The organism is Pseudomonas sp. Q2-TVG4-2, assembly GCF_013620795.1.
In the GTDB taxonomy this organism is placed as follows: domain Bacteria; phylum Pseudomonadota; class Gammaproteobacteria; order Pseudomonadales; family Pseudomonadaceae; genus Stutzerimonas.
The window spans coordinates 1-19,702 of the sequence record NZ_LGLW01000001.1; the positions used below are offsets into that span (position 1 = coordinate 1).

At 60.7% G+C, this 19,702-nt stretch carries 20 protein-coding genes; 9 read left to right on the forward strand and 11 right to left on the reverse strand.

Features of this window, described 5'->3' with window-relative positions; genetic code table 11:
- Nucleotides 1-39 precede the first annotated feature (39 nt).
- The 8 genes from H3028_RS00005 (at nt 40) to H3028_RS00040 (ending at nt 8,569) form a co-directional block, all read left to right on the forward strand.
- On the forward strand, nt 40-720 hold the full coding sequence (locus tag H3028_RS00005) for a haloacid dehalogenase type II (RefSeq protein ID WP_181295043.1): 681 nt from the start codon (nt 40-42) through the stop codon (nt 718-720).
- 54 nt (nt 721-774) lie between these two features.
- On the forward strand, nt 775-1,752 hold the full coding sequence (gene arsS, locus H3028_RS00010; protein WP_181295044.1) for an arsenosugar biosynthesis radical SAM (seleno)protein ArsS: 978 nt from the start codon (nt 775-777) through the stop codon (nt 1,750-1,752).
- Nucleotides 1,753-1,761: 9 nt separating this feature from the next.
- A complete protein-coding gene (locus H3028_RS00015; protein ID WP_181295045.1) occupies nt 1,762-3,141 on the forward strand; it encodes a sodium:solute symporter in 1,380 nt (459 codons plus the stop codon).
- Nucleotides 3,141-4,106, forward strand: a complete 966-nt coding sequence (locus H3028_RS00020; protein ID WP_219919784.1) for a hypothetical protein — start codon at nt 3,141-3,143, stop codon at nt 4,104-4,106. Before H3028_RS00015 ends, H3028_RS00020 begins: the two co-directional genes overlap by 1 nt.
- Nucleotides 4,103-6,256 carry an FAD-dependent oxidoreductase gene (locus H3028_RS00025; protein ID WP_181295046.1) on the forward strand — a complete coding sequence of 718 codons (2,154 nt, stop codon included), beginning with the start codon at nt 4,103-4,105 and terminating at the stop codon, nt 6,254-6,256. Before H3028_RS00020 ends, H3028_RS00025 begins: the two co-directional genes overlap by 4 nt.
- 95 nt (nt 6,257-6,351) lie before the next feature.
- Nucleotides 6,352-7,038 (forward strand): DUF2064 domain-containing protein, encoded by a 687-nt coding sequence (locus H3028_RS00030; protein ID WP_181295047.1) that lies wholly within the window; start codon nt 6,352-6,354, stop codon nt 7,036-7,038.
- On the forward strand, nt 7,035-7,784 hold the full coding sequence (locus H3028_RS00035) for a glycosyl transferase family 2 (RefSeq protein WP_181295048.1): 750 nt from the start codon (nt 7,035-7,037) through the stop codon (nt 7,782-7,784). Before H3028_RS00030 ends, H3028_RS00035 begins: the two co-directional genes overlap by 4 nt.
- Complete coding sequence (locus H3028_RS00040) at nt 7,781-8,569, forward strand: DUF547 domain-containing protein (RefSeq protein ID WP_181295049.1); 789 nt, start codon at nt 7,781-7,783, stop codon at nt 8,567-8,569. Before H3028_RS00035 ends, H3028_RS00040 begins: the two co-directional genes overlap by 4 nt.
- A gap of 110 nt (nt 8,570-8,679) precedes the next feature.
- On the opposite strand, the gene H3028_RS00045 is transcribed toward H3028_RS00040, so the two are convergent.
- A complete protein-coding gene (locus H3028_RS00045) occupies nt 8,680-9,525 on the reverse strand; it encodes an alpha/beta fold hydrolase (protein WP_181295050.1) in 846 nt (281 codons plus the stop codon).
- Nucleotides 9,526-9,924: 399 nt separating this feature from the next.
- Between H3028_RS00045 and H3028_RS00050 the strand changes: the two genes are divergently transcribed.
- Complete coding sequence (locus H3028_RS00050) at nt 9,925-10,803, forward strand: peroxiredoxin (protein WP_181295051.1); 879 nt, start codon at nt 9,925-9,927, stop codon at nt 10,801-10,803.
- A gap of 217 nt (nt 10,804-11,020) precedes the next feature.
- Here the strand turns inward: H3028_RS00050 and H3028_RS21135 are convergent, their stop codons facing one another.
- From H3028_RS21135 to hutI, 10 genes are all read right to left on the reverse strand, one after another.
- Entirely contained in the window at nt 11,021-11,155 is a 135-nt protein-coding gene (locus H3028_RS21135; protein WP_258237636.1) for a hypothetical protein, read from the reverse strand.
- Nucleotides 11,156-11,278: 123 nt separating this feature from the next.
- Entirely contained in the window at nt 11,279-11,959 is a 681-nt protein-coding gene (locus H3028_RS00055; protein WP_181295052.1) for a cytochrome c biogenesis CcdA family protein, read from the reverse strand.
- Entirely contained in the window at nt 11,959-12,225 is a 267-nt protein-coding gene (locus tag H3028_RS00060; RefSeq protein WP_181295053.1) for a thioredoxin family protein, read from the reverse strand. Before H3028_RS00060 ends, H3028_RS00055 begins: the two co-directional genes overlap by 1 nt.
- On the reverse strand, nt 12,222-12,659 hold the full coding sequence (locus tag H3028_RS00065; RefSeq protein ID WP_309109503.1) for a heavy metal-responsive transcriptional regulator: 438 nt from the start codon (nt 12,657-12,659) through the stop codon (nt 12,222-12,224). The genes H3028_RS00060 and H3028_RS00065 overlap by 4 nt, the downstream gene beginning before the upstream one ends.
- Before the next feature lie 128 nt (nt 12,660-12,787).
- A complete protein-coding gene (locus H3028_RS00070; RefSeq protein ID WP_181295054.1) occupies nt 12,788-13,051 on the reverse strand; it encodes a thioredoxin family protein in 264 nt (87 codons plus the stop codon).
- 251 nt (nt 13,052-13,302) lie between these two features.
- On the reverse strand, nt 13,303-14,010 hold the full coding sequence (gene hutC, locus H3028_RS00075; RefSeq protein ID WP_181295055.1) for a histidine utilization repressor: 708 nt from the start codon (nt 14,008-14,010) through the stop codon (nt 13,303-13,305).
- Between the two features lie 110 nt (nt 14,011-14,120).
- The gene (hutH, locus tag H3028_RS00080; protein ID WP_181295056.1) at nt 14,121-15,659 is read right to left on the reverse strand and encodes a histidine ammonia-lyase; all 1,539 of its coding nucleotides are present in this window, start codon (nt 15,657-15,659) and stop codon (nt 14,121-14,123) included.
- On the reverse strand, nt 15,656-17,338 hold the full coding sequence (gene hutU, locus H3028_RS00085; protein ID WP_181295057.1) for a urocanate hydratase: 1,683 nt from the start codon (nt 17,336-17,338) through the stop codon (nt 15,656-15,658). Before hutU ends, hutH begins: the two co-directional genes overlap by 4 nt.
- A gap of 113 nt (nt 17,339-17,451) precedes the next feature.
- The gene (gene hutG, locus H3028_RS00090) at nt 17,452-18,390 is read right to left on the reverse strand and encodes a formimidoylglutamase (RefSeq protein WP_181295058.1); all 939 of its coding nucleotides are present in this window, start codon (nt 18,388-18,390) and stop codon (nt 17,452-17,454) included.
- Entirely contained in the window at nt 18,380-19,597 is a 1,218-nt protein-coding gene (gene hutI, locus H3028_RS00095) for an imidazolonepropionase (protein WP_181295059.1), read from the reverse strand. Before hutI ends, hutG begins: the two co-directional genes overlap by 11 nt.
- Nucleotides 19,598-19,702: the final 105 nt, after the last annotated feature.

Below are 19,702 nucleotides of genomic sequence, written 5' to 3' on the forward strand. Positions count from 1 at the left end.
ATAACCAAAACCAGACTATGACCAAAAGGAGTTCCACCCATGATTAATGCGCTGGCTTTTGACGTCTATGGAACACTCATTGACACCCAGGCAGTGTTGGGCAAGTTGACTGAGCTGGTCGGTGAGCCGGCGCCTGCAATATCGCGGTTGTGGCGTCAAAAGCAGCTGGAATACAGTTTCCGCAGAGGCCTGATGCGCGATTACCGCGATTTTTCTGTCTGCACTCGGGACGCGTTGGTTTACGCATGCCAGGAACACGGACGCACACTAGACCAGGCAGCTATCGAGCGGTTGATGCTCGCCTACAGCGAGCTGGATGCCTTCCCGGATGTCCAGGGCAGCCTGCAGCAGCTAAGCGGTAGCGGATTCGCCCTCTATGCATTCTCCAACGGCAGTCAGGACGCAGTGGACCGTCTACTGCAACAGGCCGGTATTGCCGATGCCTTCACGGCGGTCGTGAGCGTCGAAGCCGTGCGCTCCTTCAAGCCAGCACCAGAGGTTTATGCTCATTTGTCAAAGGTGTGCGAGGAACCTGCCGAACGAATCTGCCTGGTCTCGGGGAATCCATTCGACGTGCTGGGGGCAGCCCACGCTGGCATGAAGACCGCCTGGCTACGCCGTGATCCAAGCGTTCAGTTCGACCCTTGGGGGGTGGAGCCGGATGTCACCTTGGAAAGCCTCAACGGACTCGCGAGTCGCCTGCGCGGACCGAATCTGTAACAGCGGCCCGGATGACGACTCCAACAAACATCTATCCGAAGAGCAACCATCGCCATGCATGCCACGCTTCCCCTCCTGAATGCCCTGGAGTTTCCTCCGATCCGCCGGGGCACACTCGAGGCCCTGCAGGTCAATCTTACTTACCGCTGCAATCAGCGCTGTCTGCATTGCCACGTGAACGCCGGCCCCACGCGCACCGAGGCCATGACCGACGACAGTCTGACCCTGCTGCATCGGGTGATTGATGCGCATCCGGTGCGCACGCTGGATCTGACCGGCGGCGCGCCGGAGATGCATCCGCGCTTTCGTGAGATCGTCACCCACGCACGGCGTGAAGGGTTGCGGGTAATCGATCGCTGCAACCTGACGATATTGAGCGAGCCGGGATACGAGGACCTAGCGGTATTCCTTGCCGATCAGGGCGTTGAGGTCACTGCCTCATTGCCCTGCTATTCGCAGGAGAACGTCGACAAACAGCGTGGCGATGGCGTATTCGAGGCCAGTATCTCGGGGCTGCGCCAACTCAACCGGCTCGGCTACGGCGCAGACGACAGCGGATTGATCCTCAACCTTGTGTACAACCCGCAGGGTCCCAACCTGCCACCAGCCCAAGCCCAACTCGAAGCGGATTACAAAGCGCATCTTGCGCAGGACTTCGGCATCTGCTTCAACCATTTGCTGACCATTACCAACCAACCCATTGCCCGCTTCGGCAGTACCTTGGTCAGTAAGGGCCAGTTCGGCAGCTACATGCAGCTGCTGCGCGACAGCTATCGACCGGCGAACCTCGACGCAGTGATGTGCCGCAGCCTGATCAGCGTTGACTGGCAGGGGTACCTTTATGACTGCGATTTCAATCAAATGCTCGAACTACCAATGGCGCTTGATGGCCTGATTGGCCGCGACCGGCCACATCTACGTGACCTGCTCGAGACGACGAATCTGGAGGGCAACCCTATCGCGACTCGAGACCACTGCTATGCCTGCACCGCCGGGCAAGGATCGAGTTGCGGCGGCAGTCTGGTCGAATAGGATATTCATATGTATACCAGCGATGTGACCGGGCTTTTCTTCTGGGGGTTTCTGGTCGTCTACGGGGCCATGATGCTGGCCTTGTCGCCACGCTCGGTGACGCCTGGTGGTTTCTTTGAGGGCCAGGATCGAGAAGGCCGCAGCGTCGCACCCTGGTTGCTGACGTCGAGCATTTTCATCAGTTGGATCTTTGCCAAGTCAGTCACCAACGCTGCCAACCTCGGCGCAAGCTATGGGCTTGTCGGCGGGCTGGCCTACGCCATGTACTGGTTGTCGATTCCCCTGACCGGCTTTGTCATCTATCGCTTGCGCCGACGCTTTGCAGCCAAGGGATTGGTCAGCTTCCTCTCGAGCCACTATGGCCATGCGGCAGCGCTGGCCTTTACGGCAGCGATTCTGATCCGCCTGTTCAACGAGGTATGGAGCAATACCGCAGTGGTCGGCGGCTACTACGGCCCCTCCGGCAGTATCGAGTTCATCGGCGCCGCCTTGCTGTTCACAGCCGTTACGCTGGCCTACAGCCTGCGCGGCGGGTTACGCAGTTCGATCCTCACCGATGCGGCGCAAATGGCGATTTTCATCGTCGCACTGATTTGGGCGCTGGGGTTGGTATTGCCACAGCACTCACTGAGCGAATTGGCCAGTACCAGCCACTGGTCGCTCGACGCCGGGGTCGACTTGCTTCTGGTCGCCGGTCTACAAGCACTGAGCTACGGTTTTCACGACCCGGTGCTCACTGATCGTGGATTCATCAGCGAAGAAAGAACCATGCGGCGCGCGTTTCTGCTCGCCGGCATCCTGGGTTTCGTCGCGATCCTGGTCTTCAGCCTGATCGGTGTGCACGCACAATTGTCCGGTTTGGCGGCATCGGACAACGTCCCGGCCACTCTTGCCAGGACGATGGGTATCGGCGCGCTGTTGGTGATGACCGTGGTAATGGTATCCGCCGCCGGTTCGACATTGGACTCGACGTTCTCCAGCCTCGCCAAGCTGGTTGGCCGAGAGCTGCCGCTGCTGGCCGGCCGCGATCTGGGCTCACGCGCGATGGGTCTTGGAATGGGCGCGATGATACTGTTCGCACTGCTCGGTAACCTGCCGATGATCGCCGGCACCGATATCCTCAAGGCCACCACCATCAGCGGGACAATGGTCATCGGCCTCGCTCCGGTATTCGTATTGCATGGCCTGACAAGGCCGACCCGACTTGGGTTTCACCTGAGCTTCTGGACCGGCCTCTGCCTTGGCATCGCCCTGACGCTAGGTTGGATACCGCAGAGCTGGGCCATCGGCGAAGGCAAGTACGCCTTGCTGCTGGGGACCAACCTCTACGGTTTGCTGCTTTGCATACTGGGCTACCTTCTACCCGGCTGGCTGCGAGGGCGCAGCTGATGCGCGCCGGACGGGATTGCCCGCTGGATTACCGTCTTTCCGCTGAAGCGTTCAGCGGTGCGGTGGCATTCGACTGCGAAAGCCTTTACGTCGTCGGCGGCTTGTACGGCAATCGGCAGGCGTTGTCGGCCCTGCAGCAATACCTGATGCACGAGCCGGATGCGCGCGTCGTGTTCAACGGCGACGCTCACTGGTTCGACGTCGACCCCGATCTGTTTGCCGAAATTGAACAGGGCCTAGAGCCACACATTAGCCTTAGAGGCAACGTTGAAACCGAGCTGGGGCGCGGCGCGGAAAGTGGCGCCGGCTGCGGCTGCGCCTACCCCGACACAGTGGATGATGCGCTAGTGGATCGATCCAATGCCATCCACAACAGGCTAACCAACACCGTTGGCTGCTTACCGGGCATGGCCGAGCGGCTGGCTATGCGGCCCGCTACGGGGCTTATCAGTGTGGCCGGCCAGAGGGTTGCGATCAGCCATGGCGACGAGCAATCGCTGGCCGGTTGGGGTTGTGGTCGCGAAGCCCTGGCTGAGCCGGCACGTCACCAACAACTGGACCAGTGGTTGGCGGAAAATCGGATCGGCGTTCTAGCCACCAGCCACACCTGCAGTGCAGCCGCGTTGGGCTTGCGGCACGGCGTGGTCATCAACAACGGCGCCGCCGGACTGCCGAACTTCGCTGATGGCCGCTACGGGCTGGTCACCCGTATTGCCACCGAACCGCATCCGAACGCGCTCTACCGTGCCAAACGTGGCGACCTGACTATCGAGGCGTTACCGCTGCACTACGACCATCGGGCCTTTCTCGCCGATTTCGACCGTCAGTGGCCGTTAGACAGCCCGGCCGCCCTTTCCTATCGCACACGCATTTGCTTTGCCTGCGCCGATCAGCTCGAACAGGCCATGCTTGGTAGCTTCGAGCGATGCGCAGGTCCCCTTGGCACTGGAGATCCATTCGGATGAATAGCCGTAAACTCGCATTGCTGGTCTTGGTCATGGTGCTGCTTGCCGGCTTCTTTGTCTTCGATATCAGTCAATATCTCAGCCTCACCAACCTAAAAGCGCAGCAAGCGGCCCTTGACGCCCAGGTGACGGCCCATCCGTGGCTCGCGGGCAGTACCTTCTTTGCTATCTATGTCCTGGTCACCGCGCTTTCCCTGCCAGGCGCGGCCCTGATGACGCTCGTGGGTGGCGCACTGTTTGGCCTGCTTGGCGGTACCCTGCTCGCGTCTTTTGCGTCGACGTTCGGTGCCACCCTCGCCATGCTGATCAGCCGCTATTTGTTGCGCGATTGGGTGCAGGCGCGCTTCAAGCAGCGCCTGGCTGGGATCAACACGGGTATCGCTCGTGAGGGCGCCACCTACCTGTTCGCATTGCGTCTGGTGCCGGTATTTCCGTTTTTTCTTATCAACCTAGCCATGGGCCTGACGAAACTGCCGGTGCGCACGTTCTGGTGGGTCAGCCAACTTGGCATGCTGCCTGGCACGCTGGTGTATGTGAACGCCGGGCGCGAACTTGGGCAGCTGAATTCGTTAGGCGGAATACTTTCTCCGGGGCTGATCGGCGCCTTCGTTCTGCTGGGCCTGCTGCCCTTGTTGTCGCGCAAGGCGCTGGGCTGGTTCAAGGCGCGGAAGGTCTACGCCGGCTGGAACAAACCTCGTCACTTCGACCGCAACCTGATCGTTATCGGCGCCGGTTCCGGCGGGTTAGTCAGTGCCTATATCGCCGCGGCAATAAAGGCCAAGGTCACCCTGATCGAGAAGCACAAGATGGGTGGCGATTGCCTGAACACCGGCTGCGTCCCGTCCAAGGCTCTGATCCGCTCCGCCAAATTCGCCAAGGAGCTTAAGAAAGCCGACCAACTTGGCTTCGCGCCAGTCGGCGGCGCGGTGGATTTCGCCGCAGTCATGGAGCGTATCCAGCGTGTGGTGGCCACGGTGGAGCCACACGACTCGATCGAGCGATACACCAAGCTAGGGGTCGAAGTCATCGAGGGCGAGGCCCGGATCACCTCCCCATGGACGGTCGAGGTCAATGACCAGCGCCTCAGCACCCGCGCCATTGTCGTCGCCACTGGCGCCCGTCCGAAAATACCGAAAATTCCGGGTATCGAGCAGGTCGAACCGCTGACCTCCGATACCGTCTGGGCACTGCGCGAGCAGCCGAAACACCTGCTGGTACTCGGCGGCGGCCCGATCGGCTGCGAGCTGACACAGGCGTTCCAACGTCTCGGATGCGCAGTCACTCTGGTTCAGCGCAATGAGCGTCTGTTACCCAAGGAGGATGCTGACGCCAGTGCCGCCGTCCTGGCTGGTTTGCGCGCCGATGGCGTGGACGTACGACTTCAACACAACGCGGTGCGTTTCGAGCTGATCGACGGTCAGCGGCAGCTCATCTGCGCCGATCTTGCCGGCGATACCGAAGTTGCCCTGCCCTTCGACCAGGTGTTGCTGGCCCTGGGTCGCGCGGCCAACGCCACAGGTTTCGGTGCGCAAGAGCTGAATCTAGAGGTCCGAGACGATGGCACCCTGGCGTCCGACGAATACCTGGCAACGCGCTTCCCCAACATCTTCGTCGTTGGTGATGTGACCGGCCCCTTCCAATTCACCCATGTTTCCGCACACCAGGCCTGGTATGGCGCGGTGAACGGGCTGTTCGGCGGTTTCAAACGCTTCAAGGTGGATTATAGGGTGATCCCCTGGGCCACCTTTACCGATCCCGAGGTGGCGCATGTGGGTCTCAACGAGCAGGAGGCCACGACTCAAGGCATCGCCTATGAAGTCACCCGCTTCGGCATGGATGAGCTCGATCGAGCCATCGCCGACGAGACCGCGCATGGCTTCGTCAAGGTGCTGACCGTACCGGGCAAAGACCGCATCCTCGGCGCCACGATCGTCGGCGCACACGCCGGCGACCTCATCACCGAATTCGTTACTGCCATGAAGCACGGCTTGGGTCTCAACAAAATCCTGGGCACCATCCATATTTATCCGACCCTCGCCGAGGCCAACAAATATGCCGCGGGAGAATGGAAGCGCGCTCATGCGCCAGCCAGGGCGCTGCGCTGGCTCGCCCGCTTCCATCGCTGGCGACTCGGATCTGCGCCTCGATAGAACGGTGCCAAGCTAAAGACGGGTGCCAGTGGATGCCGCCATCGAACCGTGCCGCACCTTTTTTAATCTCGCCCCGATCTTACTGAGCCTGCTCAATGACTATCGAACAGCACGTATCGAATCATCCCACTCTGGTGCTGGTCTGCAAACGACCCGCCCTCGGTCACGGTAAGCAGCGTCTGGCGGTCCAGATTGGCGCGGAACCGGCATTGCGTATTGCCGAGCGACTCCTTGATTGCGCGCTGGAAGATCTCGATGCATGGCCCGGCGCGACCATCATCTCGCCGGATCACAGTGGGGCTTGTGGTTGGGCCCATGCACAGGCGCCACAAGCCATGTGTATAGCGCAAGGCAACGGCAACCTCGGTGAGCGGTTGAATGCGCTGGATAAGGCCTTGCGCGAGCAAGGTCATCAACGATTGGTGTTCATCGGCAGTGACGCGCCAGCCCTGACGCTTGGAGACTATCAACGTGTACGTGCGGCATTGGTCGAAACCGATACGGTACTGCTCGGAGCGCGGGACGGGGGCGTGGTGCTGATGGCCTCGAACCGCCCCTGGCCGAATCTGGCCGCGCTACCCTGGAGCTCCGCTAGCCTTGGCCAGGCGCTTGCGGATATCTGCCGCAGCGCAGGTCACTCGGTCGCTTGCTGTGGAGATTCGTTCGACATTGATGATCAAGCGGATTTATCACTTGCCCAGCTGCAACTGGCGGGCGATCCCCGCGCCGCCCGCCGCCACCTCTTGCAGGCACTGAGCCGAAGCGGTGTAACGCCGCTATGACTCGTCCACTTCAGATCAGCGTGATCATCCCTTGCTGGAAGGACGAATCCCACCTTGACCGCCTGCTTCTGCAACTGCGCCGGGCGGAAGCAGAGGATGGTGTCCCGCTGCAAATCATCGTTGTCGATGCAGCCACCAGCGAGCATTGCCATAGGTTGTGCCAGCGCCTCGACGCACTCTGGTCGCCCGCAGCGCCCTCGCGCGGCGAGCAGCTGCGTCAGGGCGCCGCGCTGGCTGAGCACGATGTGCTCTGGTTTCTGCATGCCGATGCCCATCTGGAAGGCCAGCCATTGGCCGCGGTTCGATACGCCATTGAGGGTGGCGCCACCGGTGGCTATTTCGCTTTCCGCTTCAGCGACACGCATGACTGGCAAGGTCGAATGATCGAGCGGCTGGTGGCCTGGCGCAATCAGGTCGGTGTGCCCTACGGCGACCAAGGCATTTTCGCCAGGCGCGCGGCCTACTTCACTGTCGGGCAGCACGCACCCTGGCCGCTCTTCGAGGAGGTGCCGCTGGTTCAGGGGCTGCGGGGCCATGGGCAGTTTCACCGAATCGAGCATGGGCTGCGGATCAGCTCGCGCCGCTGGAAGCGCGATGGCTGGTGGCGTCGCACTTGGCGCAACCGCCTGCTGGCCTTGGGTTTCATGCTCAACATTTCCCCCTTCACACTTGCGCGGCTGTACGCCGGGAAAAACGCACCGAGCAGCGGAGCAACCGGTGAGGACACCCCGGAAGAACGGTTATGAAATCGCTGACATTGTGGATGCTAGTTGCACTCAGCGGCCTGACCCAGGCCGAGTCATTCGACCATTCTCACCAGAGCTGGACCCATCTGCTGGAGCGTCATGTGCAATGGGTCCGCGAAGGGGTGACCAGCGAGGTCGATTATCCAGCCTTCGCTCAAGACCGCCCTGCGCTCGACGGCTACCTGGCGCAACTGTCGAAGGTAAACCGCGCGCAGTTCGATGGCTGGCGCCGCGATCAGCAGCTGGCCTTTCTGATCAATGCCTACAACGCCTACACCGTGCAGCTGATCCTAGAGCATTACCCAATCGCCTCAATCAAGGATGTCGGCGGTCTGTTCAGTTCGCCCTGGAAGCGCCGCTTCATTCCGTTGCTGGGTGAAATCCTCAGCCTCGACGATGTTGAGCACAAGCTAATCCGCCAACCCGGCGTCTACGACGAGCCGCGCATACACTTCGTGGTCAATTGCGCCTCGCTCGGTTGCCCGGCCTTGCGCCCCCAAGCGATGACAGCTGCGCAGTTGGACGTACAGCTGGAAGACAGCCTCAAGCGCTTTCTCAAGGATCGCCAACGCAACCGTTTCGATCGGCAAGGTAATCGTCTTGAGGTCTCGAAGATCTTCGATTGGTATAGCGAGGATTTCGCACGCCAGGCGGGCTCAACGAAGGAGTATCTGGCGCTGCGGGCCCGGTGGTTGAGCCATAACCCCGCCGACCAACGGCGGATCCGTCAGGGCGTCGGGCTCGATTACCTCGACTATGACTGGAGGCTAAACGAGGCGCGCTGAGCGGACGATCACCGTTTTTATCCAGGCCTGGTTTAGCGAGCCAGGCGCCTCTTATAAGCATGCAAAGCGCGCCGGTTCGTACCCGGTTTGATGGCATGCGGGCAGTTCCCTTAATAAACAGCTTCCGACCCAAGGTCATTTTCGCTAACTGTTTTGACCAGCAGGCTGATCTGCTCGGCAATCTCGTCTGGGTGATCTTCCGGCGTAAAGTGGAGGCCACCGTTGATCCGGTGCAAGGGCGCGTTCAAGTCATCGGCGAAACGTTCCCCGTAAGCGATTTTTTGAAATTTGTCGTCTACGCCCCAGGCGATGCGCGCCGGGATCTTGAGTTGCGGCAATGCTGCAGCTACCGCCAACGTATCGTTCACGTCCAGAGCCTCAACCTGCCGAATCAGGCTGGCAACACCGCCATGACGCGCATAGGCTTGCCAGTGCAGATCAAGCGCCTCCTTCGCTAACGCAGAGTCGTCATGGCCGCGATACATGAGGGTGCGCAGTATCTGTTTACCTGCAGTATCAGGAAGATGCTTTACCAATGGCGCTAACGCATTCATCGCCTTGACGCTTGGAATCGGCCATGAGTCGTAGCCAATTGCGTTAGTGAGAAATAGCCCCGCGCATAAACTCGGATGTCGAACCGCCGCAATCTGAACGACGCCTCCGCCCAGATCGTGCCCCGCCAGAACGGCTCGCTTGATACCAAGGTGAGCGAGCCACGCCACCAGATAGTCCGCCTGCTTCGCTATGGAAATGTCCCGGCCGTCAGCTTCTTCGATGGAGTTACCGTAGCCCACCATTTCGAATGCTAGACAACGCACGTTTTTCAGTTTCGGCATCACATAACGCCAGAGCGCGGGGGACGTTGGGATGCCGTGTACCAACACCACAGGCGTCCCTTCACCTTGCTCCAACCAACTCATGTTAATGCCGTCAATCTTTGCCGTTTCGCTTCGCATACTTGCCTCGGAATTTTTCACCGCGATACAGATGACCCATGCGGATGTCGCGAGTAGCAGCCGCCTGAGCACGCTTTGTTGGTTGCATGTAGGTGGGAGGATGGAGAGCGGCGACGGTTCCACTTGCATTAGCACCACGAACGTATATGCACGCCTGAACCAAGCGCGCTTTGGCCTGGATGGTTCGCAAGTCACACCGCGCCCTACCCAGACGGGATCGGACCGATAAGCCCGAAGGGCTTGCGTATGTAGCGGGAGCTCATCGTAGATATGTCGAAACGAGGTGTTCGGATGTGTAGCCGGTTGAGTATCTAAACAGAACGAACTCACTGGAATGAGAGGGATCGCAACTAGGTAGAAGGCTCGAAACCAGATAAGCCTTTCATCAGAGGATCCATCATGCAAACAACCGATCAGACCCAGCAGCCCCAGGTTCAGCAGCCACCATCGGTCTATAACTATGACCGTTTCCACCCGAGCACGCTTGGCAAGGACGTGAAATTGGTGATGTCTTCACCAGGGCCAATGCCTGGCGATCTGGCCCCCGATTTCACCGTTCAGGATATAGACGGCAAGACATGGCGATTGAACGAATTACGAGGCCAACCCGTTGTACTCATCTTTGGCAGTGGCACATGCCCGATGACGACCGGCAGCTTGCCAGGGCTAACGGCATTGCATCGCGAGCGCGGACAAGACGGAGTGCAGTGGCTAATGTTCTATGTCCGCGAGGCGCATCCTGGCGAAGAGATGCCGGCGCATCACAGCATGGAGCAAAAACGCCAACAGGCTCGACGTCTGCGAGATGAGGACGGCGTTGAATGGCCTATCTTGGTTGGTGAACTAGACGGCGCCACCCACAGGCAATACACGGAGCTACCGAACCACCTGTTACTCATCGACACGGAGGGCCGAGTAGCCTTTCGCAGCGAATTCGCTCACGCCCCGACGTTGTGGCGAGCACTGCAGCAGCTGGAAGTCAATGGTTGGGTTGGCCCGGTCGACCAAGGTGTCGATAAGACGATGCACATGGTCGGACCAACCGCGTACGGCTGGGGAGGCCCCTCGCGCGGTGGCAAAATCGCTATCAACGATCTTGTCAAAGGCGCGCCGCCGCTCGCGGCCAACCTCTGGCTGGGCCAGTTTATGCGCCCGATGCTCGCACCCATAGCGGAGCGCAGCCGCCCTCTTCCGCCGGCTGCTAAGTTGGGGCTGGCCTTAGCGGCAGTCGGCCTCGCAGCGCTTGCAATTCGGATGCTGAAACGAGACCCGGAATAAGCGTCGCTTTACTCTGATGCCGGCTTTCGGATCAGAGCGCTCACAGGGTATAGCCATGGCCACCATCGCCAACTGTTGGGCCACCTGAACGATTAGGTGGCTCAACTGGCTGCCCTCTCTCTTGCTAGCGACTGCGCAGGTACGTGCCATGAGGCATAAGCGTGCATCGCGCCGGAATCGACAGTGTTTGTGTCGATCGGCACAGGCCGCATATCCGCTAGCGTTTGGAGCTGGAGAACAGATATTTCAACAGGGCAACGACACCCAGCACCAACAGTAATGCCGCCAACAGCATGACCGCCCCCATGCCCCACATCATCGCCCCGCCGCCGCAACTCATCATCTCGTTCATATTTCGTCCTCTCTCGTTTGGCGGAGATGCTGCGTTATTAAGCCCAGCGGCCCCACCGGTGAATCCGTATTTACCGCTTGGCTCACGAGCGACGCCAGCCTCTCGCCCGACCTCACATCATCATTATGGGAAAGGTATGTAGGCATTGAGCATGTACAGGCCGGAAAGTATTAGCAAAACCCCGCCGATGATCTCGAAAATCTTGCGGTAACGATTCAATGCCGAGAGATTTTGCAGCCAACCGATGGCGATCGCTCCAAGCAGGATCGGAACTGCCCGGCCCATTGCAAAAGCCAGTAACAACAGCGCCCCAAAACCGGGGGCACCGATAGCGAGCGCAACGCCCAACAGCACAACGAGCGCTGGCGTGCAGAAGGGGCAGATGGCTACGGAAAAGGGGACACCCAGCATGAACGCTCCCCAGCCACCGGTCACCTGTCGCCCGCGCATCCTCAACGCCGGAACTGGCACACGCACCCATCCTAACCAGACCAACCCTAGAAACACGAGCAGCGGGCCAAGCAGCAACCCCCAGGCCCGCCCGAGCAAGCTCTGAACCCAACTGCCCCCCAGACTCGCTATCAAGCCCAAAGCCACGTGAGTCAGAATCATGCCTAGAACGAAAAGGCCACCATAGAGCCTGGCCTGGCGTGATGAGCGTGATGTCGTCAGGTAGGCAAGCGAAACCGGAATGGCCGCCAGCGCGACGGGATTGAAGCTGAAAACGAAGCCAGCCAGGAAGCTTATCCACAGAGCGCCAGGCCCAACTTGCAGTAGCGCCTGTTGCAATGTCTCGGCATCCATTAACTCAGCGCCAGGCGAGTCAGCTCGGCCTTGAATTGCTCGGTAGTAGGAAGTGCCATGAACCTGAGTGTGCCGTCAATGGCGATCGCCGGCATGCTCAAGACCCCGAGCGAGACAGCATAATCAAGCTCTTCCAGGACGTTTACCTCCCGCCAGTGGAGATTGGCCTCGCCGAACAGCGAGACCGCAACGGCACGGAGATCGTCTTTCGTATGCAAGCACTTAGCGCACCCCGGCGCTGCGATAATTTCGATCCTGATGGTCACTTCGACACCTCATCCAGACCGCTTTCCAAAGCAACCAATATCGGGCAGCAGTCAGTGCCACTCTCCCCGCCGTTACAACTGAGTATTAGCGTGTCGAGTGCCTGAGACATGGCTTGTAGTGCGCGGAGCTTGTGTTCGATGCGCAATTTCTTATCGACGGCCAGGCTGCGGACGTCAGCACAGCAGGCGCTATCGGCCTGTTTCAATGTGAGCAGGTCACATATCTCGGACAAGGTAAATCCGCACCGTTGGGCATGCTTGATAAAGCGGATACGACGGACGGCCTCATGCGTGTAAAGACGGTAGCCCGCAGCTGATTTCGTCTCTGGCTTGATCAAGCCTTGCTTTTCGTAATAGCGCAACGTGTCGGCACTGACTCCGGCCGACAGGGCCAGATTACCGATGGTTTGCATAGGCTCTTGTATCTGATCCACGATCGACCCCGTTATTTTCGCTGACGTGTCGTCCTTCGGCAGAAGGGTGATTTTTTAACACCTGCCTTGAAGCGCATTCCGTTCGTCCCGACGAGACCTCCTCAGCCCCGCCAGGATGAGGATGAAGCCTAGACGCGGCCTAGTCCGGCGGCGCGAAGCGCCTGCTCATCGACACCGGCATTCGTGCAACAGGACGCCAGCTGCCCATTGATAGCGACCGCCGGTACCGATTGCACACCTAAGGCTCGGGCGCGCGCAGCCACCTCGATATCATTCATATCGAGGATTGAGACATCGCACATATCGCACGCGATGCGGTTAACAAGCTCAATGGTCGATTGGCAGGCCGGGCATCCGGCACTGAATACTTCGACCTTGCGTTTAGTGGTCATGGCATGTCTCCGATAACATTGATCGTTTTCAGAACGACGACCTTTCGAGTCATCAACCTCAAGACCCACCTTAGCCCCTGGACCATGCTCCAAGGTCAAGTGCCGCTTGTAGGACGCGAGCGGTTTACGCTTTATCCGAGCCTTGCCTTCCCTTATCAAAGGCCAAACAGCATGACGGTACCGCCATGCACAGCGGGCCGCGGCAGCCGGAGATATCCCTTGGCCGTTAAAGCCAGCGGATGCGGCGGCGTTTATCCCCTCACCGCCGAACGCAGCTTGTAGCGATCCCCGGGATGGATCAGCCGCGCATAGCTGATCAGGTGATCGTTCGACCAAGTGCGGCGGATCATGCGCAAACAAGGGGTGACAGGGTCCATGGCCAACCATTCGGCGGTTTGCCCATCGACCAGCACAGCCTCGACCACATGCTCGATATCGGAGAGCGGGCAGGCTGCCACCAGCACTTCGTTGGGCGTATGTCGGGCGAAATCGGTTTCCAGATAGTTCGGCACCCAGCGTGGGTTCACGTACCGATCCTCTAGCTGAATCGGTACGTCATTCTCACGGTGGACCAGGATGCTGTGAAACGTCGGCGTACCCACTCGTACGCCGAGCCGCAAAGCAACTTCATCGTCCGCCTCGATCGCCTCGCAGCGCAGAACCCGATTGCTGTAAGCGTTACCGCGTCCCCGGACTTCAGCCGCGATGTTCAACACTTCATGCAGCGATGACTCGGCCTTGCGGTCGGTAACGAAGGTGCCCAGCCCCGCCTGACGAATCAAGTAGCCCTTCTGCACCAGGTCGCGGATGGCCTTGTTGGCGGTCATGCGGCTAACACCAAAATCCCGGGCCAGTTGTTCCTCTCCAGGGATCTGATGGTTGACCGGAAAATCGCCGGCGCTAATACGCTCGAGCAAATACTGTTCGATGACTCGATAACGGGGTGTAGTAGTGGCCACTCAGGCCCCCTTTGTGTCGACGCGTGATGTGCCGATGATAGCGCTCGCCCTGGCCGCGGTGCAGGACTGGCGTATCGATCGATTCAAAGCAGCACGGCGACATCGACGGGTTAGCTGCCCAGCGAGGGCAGCATCTCGGCCGGCAGCAGTGAGCTCAGCACACGCTCGGCGAGAAGAGCATCGGCCACGGCAATATCCGGGGCGAAGAAGCGGTCTTCCACGTAGTAGGGCACCTTGGCTCGTAACGCCTCGCGCGCCTGCTCCAGCAGCGGCGAGCTTTTCAACCCTTCACGAAAGTCCAAGCCCTGGCAGGCTCCGAGCCATTCGATGGCCAGTACGCCACGGGTGTTGGCGGCCATTTCCCACAGGCGCTTGCCGGCCGCAGGGGCCATGGAGACGTGATCTTCCTGGTTGGCCGAGGTCGGCAGGCTATCGACACTGTGCGGATGGGCCAGGGCCTTGTTCTCGCTGGCCAACGCCGCAGCGGTGACCTGGGCGATCATGAAACCGGAGTTGACTCCGCCATTGGCCACCAGAAACGGCGGCAGCTGCGACATGTGCTTGTCCATCATCAACGAGGTGCGCCGCTCGCTCAGTGCACCGATCTCGGCGATGGCCAGCGCTATGTTATCGGCGGCCATCGCCACCGGCTCAGCGTGGAAATTGCCACCAGAGATCACATCGCCCTCAGCAGCAAACACCAGCGGATTATCGGACACCGCGTTGGCTTCCACTGCCAACACTTCAGCGGCCTGGCGCAGCTGGGTCAGGCAGGCTCCCATGACCTGGGGCTGACAACGCAGCGAATAGGGATCCTGCACTTTGTCGCAGGCCTCATGGGAGCGTCCCACTTCGCTGCTCGCACCGAGCAGATGGCGATAGCCGGCTGCGGCATCGATCTGCCCGCGTTGACCGCGCGCGGCATGAATGCGAGCGTCAAAGGGCGCGCGCGACCCCAGAGCGGCCTCGACGGTCAATGCACCGCACACAGTCGCCGCGGCGAACAGATCTTCGGCCTCAAACAGCCCGCGCAGGGCGTACGCGGCGGACACCTGCGTGCCGTTAAGCAGGGCCAAACCCTCCTTGGCCGCCAGGGTCATAGGCTCGAGACCGGCGATCGCCAGCGCCTCGCTGGCCGGTAGCCATTTACCTTTATGGCGCGCCCGGCTTTCACCAAGCAGCACCAGAGACATATGTGCCAGGGGAGCCAGATCGCCGGAGGCGCCAACCGAGCCCTTGAGCGGGATATGCGGATATACCTCGGCATTGATCAAGGCGATCAATGCTTCGATTACCTTCAGGCGGATGCCGGAGAACCCGCGCGCCAGGCTGTTGACTTTGAGCAGCATGATCAGCCGCACCATGGCGTCATCCAGCTGCTCGCCGATCCCGGCGGCGTGCGACAGCACCAGCGAGCGCTGCAGCTTTTCAAGGTCCTCGCTGGCGATGCGGGTCGAGGCCAGCAGCCCGAAACCGGTGTTGATACCGTAGGCGGTGCGGTGCTCGGCAATGATAGCGTTGACGCAGGCGACACTGGCTTCGATGGCGACATGGGCGCTTTCGTCCAGGCGTAGCGTGAGCGGGTTCTGGTAGGCAGCACGCAGTTGGGCCAGGGTCAGCGTGCCGGGGATGAGGGTGAACAGGCTCATGCTTTGGCTCCTTGGTTCGCGCCGATCATCGGCAGGTCGAGACCCTGCTCACGTGCGCAATCGATGGCAATTTCGTAACCGGCGTCGGCGTGGCGCATCACCCCCGTCCCTGGGTCGTTGCGCAGTACCCGACCGAGCCGGGCGCAGGCTTCGGCGGTGCCGTCAGCGACGATAACCACCCCCGAATGCTGCGAATAGCCCATACCGACGCCGCCACCATGGTGCAGCGACACCCAGGTCGCGCCGCCGGCGGTATTCAGCAGGGCGTTGAGCAGCGGCCAGTCGGATACGGCATCAGAACCGTCGCGCATCGCCTCGGTTTCGCGGTTGGGGCTGGCCACCGAGCCGGAGTCGAGGTGGTCGCGACCGATCACGATCGGAGCCTTCAGCTCGCCGCTGGCGACCATGTCATTGAAGGCCTGCGCCAGGCGCGCGCGATCCTTCAGGCCGACCCAGCAGATACGGGCCGGGAGTCCCTGAAAGGCGATGCGCTCACGGGCCATGTCCAGCCAGTTATGCAAGTGGATGTCGTCCGGGATCAATTCCTTGACCTTGGCATCCGTCTTATAGATGTCTTCCGGGTCACCGGACAGCGCCACCCAGCGGAACGGACCGATGCCCTGGCAGAACAGCGGACGAATATAGGCTGGGACGAAGCCGGGGAAATCGAAGGCGTTGCTCACGCCCTCCTCCAATGCCATCTGACGGATATTGTTTCCATAGTCAAAGGTCGGCACGCCCATCTCTTGGAAAGCGAGCATGGCACGTACATGCACGGCCATGGATTGCTTGGCGGCCTTGACCACTATCGCCTCCTCGGTCTTGCCACGCGCGACGTACTCGTCCCAACTCCAGCCGGCCGGCAAGTAACCGTGGCATGGGTCGTGGGCGCTGGTCTGATCGGTGACCAGGTCCGGGCGTACGCCGCGTTTGACCAGTTCAGGAAGGATCTCGGCAGCGTTGCCGCAGAGGGCGATGGAGATGGCCTTGCCTTCGCCGGTATATCTGTCGATTCGCGCCAGGGCGTCGTCGAGATCGCTGGCCTGCTGGTCGACGTAACGGGTCTTCAAACGAAAATCGATGCGCGACTGCTGGCATTCGATATTCAACGAGCAGGCCCCGGCCAAGCTCGCGGCCAGCGGCTGCGCGCCACCCATGCCGCCGAGTCCGGCAGTCAACACCCAGCGGCCCTTTAGGCTGCCTCCGTAATGCTGGCGGCCGGCTTCGACGAAGGTTTCATAAGTACCCTGGACGATGCCCTGGCTGCCGATATATATCCACGAACCGGCTGTCATCTGGCCGTACATGGCCAAGCCCTTGGCGTCCAGCTCGTTGAAGTGCTGCCAAGTCGCCCAGTGCGGCACCAGATTGGAATTGGCGAGCAATACCCGAGGCGCGTCCTTGTGCGTCTCGAACACCCCGACCGGCTTGCCGGACTGAATCAGCAGGGTCTGGTTATCCTCCAGCCGGGTCAACACCTCGACGATCTTGTCGAAGCATTCCCAGTCGCGCACGGCACGACCGATGCCACCGTATACCACCAGCTCCTTCGGGTTCTCCGCAACGTCCGGATCGAGGTTGTTCATCAGCATGCGCAGTGGCGCTTCGGTCAGCCAGCTTTTGGCGGTCAGGCGAGCGCCACGAGCAGCTCGGACTTCGGTATCGCGGAAACGGCTCATAGCAGGCTCCTTATCATGTGTTGCGCCAAATCGGTCAGTGAAACGCAGCTGTACTGGTTGAAAGCGGCCATCGGTACATTTCGCTATTCATTCTTGAGGGCGGCCAGCGAGGCTCAGCCGGTCAGAGACAACAGATGGATCAGGCGCGCCGCGACCCGAGCGGTACGGCCGTCGATATCATGTTCGGGGTTGAGTTCGGCGAGGTCGGCCAAGCGCAACTTGCCGCTGTCGCGGACGGCCTCGAGCAAGGGTTCCAGCAGCGCCAGCGGCACGCCACGAGCAGCAGGTGCACTGACGCCCGGTGCTTCGCAAGCAGGCAGAACGTCGATATCAATGGTCAGATAGATGGCATCACAACCGGCTGCAAAGGCTTGCAGCTCGGCGCTGATGGCGGCCAGGCTCGCCTCGCGAATCTCACGATCTTCACGCACCAGCACATTCATTTCCGCGGCGCGCTGGTACAGAGCACGGGTATTGCTGGCGCGGCTGACGCCTAGACAGGCGTAGGCGAACGGCCAACCGCGCTCGGCGCACTGCTTGGCGATCTGCGCGAACGGTGTACCCGATGAGTGAGCCTGGGCTGGATCGCGCAGGTCGAAGTGCGCATCGAAGTTGATGATGCCGATCCGCGGCGCAGCGCCGGTCAGATGTTCGGCGATGCCCAGCCAGCTGCCAAAGGCCACTTCGTGTCCGCCGCCGAGCACGATCGGCAGGTGGCCGTCATCCAGCACCGCGCAGACGTTATGGCCGAGCCGCGCTTGCGCGCTTTCCAAGTCACCGTCGACGCAAACCACATCACCGGCGTCATACGCCGGCCCCTGACGATGCCAGGCGAGGTTAGCCAAGGCCTTGCGCATGGCCAGTGGCCCGCCAACCGCACCGACGCGACCATGGTTACGGCGCACGCCTTCATCGCTGGCGAAGCCAAGCAGGACCACGCCGGGCTCGCTGTTAGCAACCAACGCCTGGATGCGCTGATGCCAACGCGGACTGTCGGTTTCCGGGTCCACGCGACCTTGCCAGATCGCCATCGAACAACGGTCAGCGAGCATAAGTAATCGCTCCGTTAAAGATGCGCTGACGCAGCCGCCCAGGCTGTACCGCATAGGCGAGTTCGGCAGGTTGTTGCACATCCCATAGACACAAGTCGGCCGGAGCCCCGACCTCTATCCGCCCGAGATCGGGGCGGCCGAGGGCGCGAGCGGCCTCGGCTGTCATACCGGCCAGGGCTTCACGCGGAGTCAAACGGAACAGGGTGCAGGCCAGATTGAGGATGAGGGTCGGGAAGCAGATCGGCGCAGTGCCGGGATTGGCATCGCTGGCCAGGGCCACGGGCACGCCGTACTGACGCAGCAAGGCGATGGGCGGCAGCTGGGTTTCACGCAACGTATGAAACGCACCAGGCAACAAGGTAGCGACCATACCGGCGGTGGCCATGGCACGCACGCCGGCCTCGTCGAGAAACTCGATATGGTCGGCGGACAAACCCTGGTAACGCGCCGCGAGGACACTCGCACCTTGGTTGGATAGCTGCTCCGCATGCGCTTTGATCGGTAAGCCATGGGCCTTTGCGGCCTGGAACACCCGCTCGCATTGCGCCGGACTGAAGCCGATATGCTCGCAGAATACGTCCACCGCATCGGCCAGACCTTCGGCGGCGGCAGCCGGAATGATCTCGTTGCATACCAGCTCGATATAGCCGTCGCTGTCATCCGCAAACTCCGGCGGCAACGCATGCGCCGCGAGCAAGGTAGTGATGATCCGTACAGGCAGCAGCTCGCCGAGCTTGCGCGCCACACGCAGCATCTTCAGCTCGTCGGCAGTGGTCAGGCCATAGCCGGATTTGATCTCCAGGGTGCTTACGCCATCGGCTAGCAAGGCCTGCAAACGTGGCAGGCTCTGGGCCAGCAATTGTTCTTCGCTGGCCATTCGGGTGGCGCGCACTGTGCTGAGAATGCCGCCACCAGCCTTGGCAATTTCGGCATATCCGACACCCTCCAGGCGCTGCTCGAACTCATCGGCGCGATTGCCGGCATACACCAAATGGCTGTGGCAATCGATCAACCCTGGCGTCATCACTCCGCCACCGCTCGCCTCGACAGCACCAGCTGCGATCGCCTCATCGAACTCTTCCATCGGCGATAAATGGGCGATACGGCCCGCTTCGACCAGGACCGCCATCGGTCGCGGAAGCGTTTGCGCGCCGTCGAAGACGGTAACTGATCGCCACAGCAGGCTTTTCTCGTGAGCAATAGGCATGGCAACAGAACCTTTTGTATATACCTGTATATACATTAAGAAGCAGAACCTTCTTCGTCAAGCTTGAACAGTCAGTTGGCCCCCGTATCTTGCCGCTAGGCGATC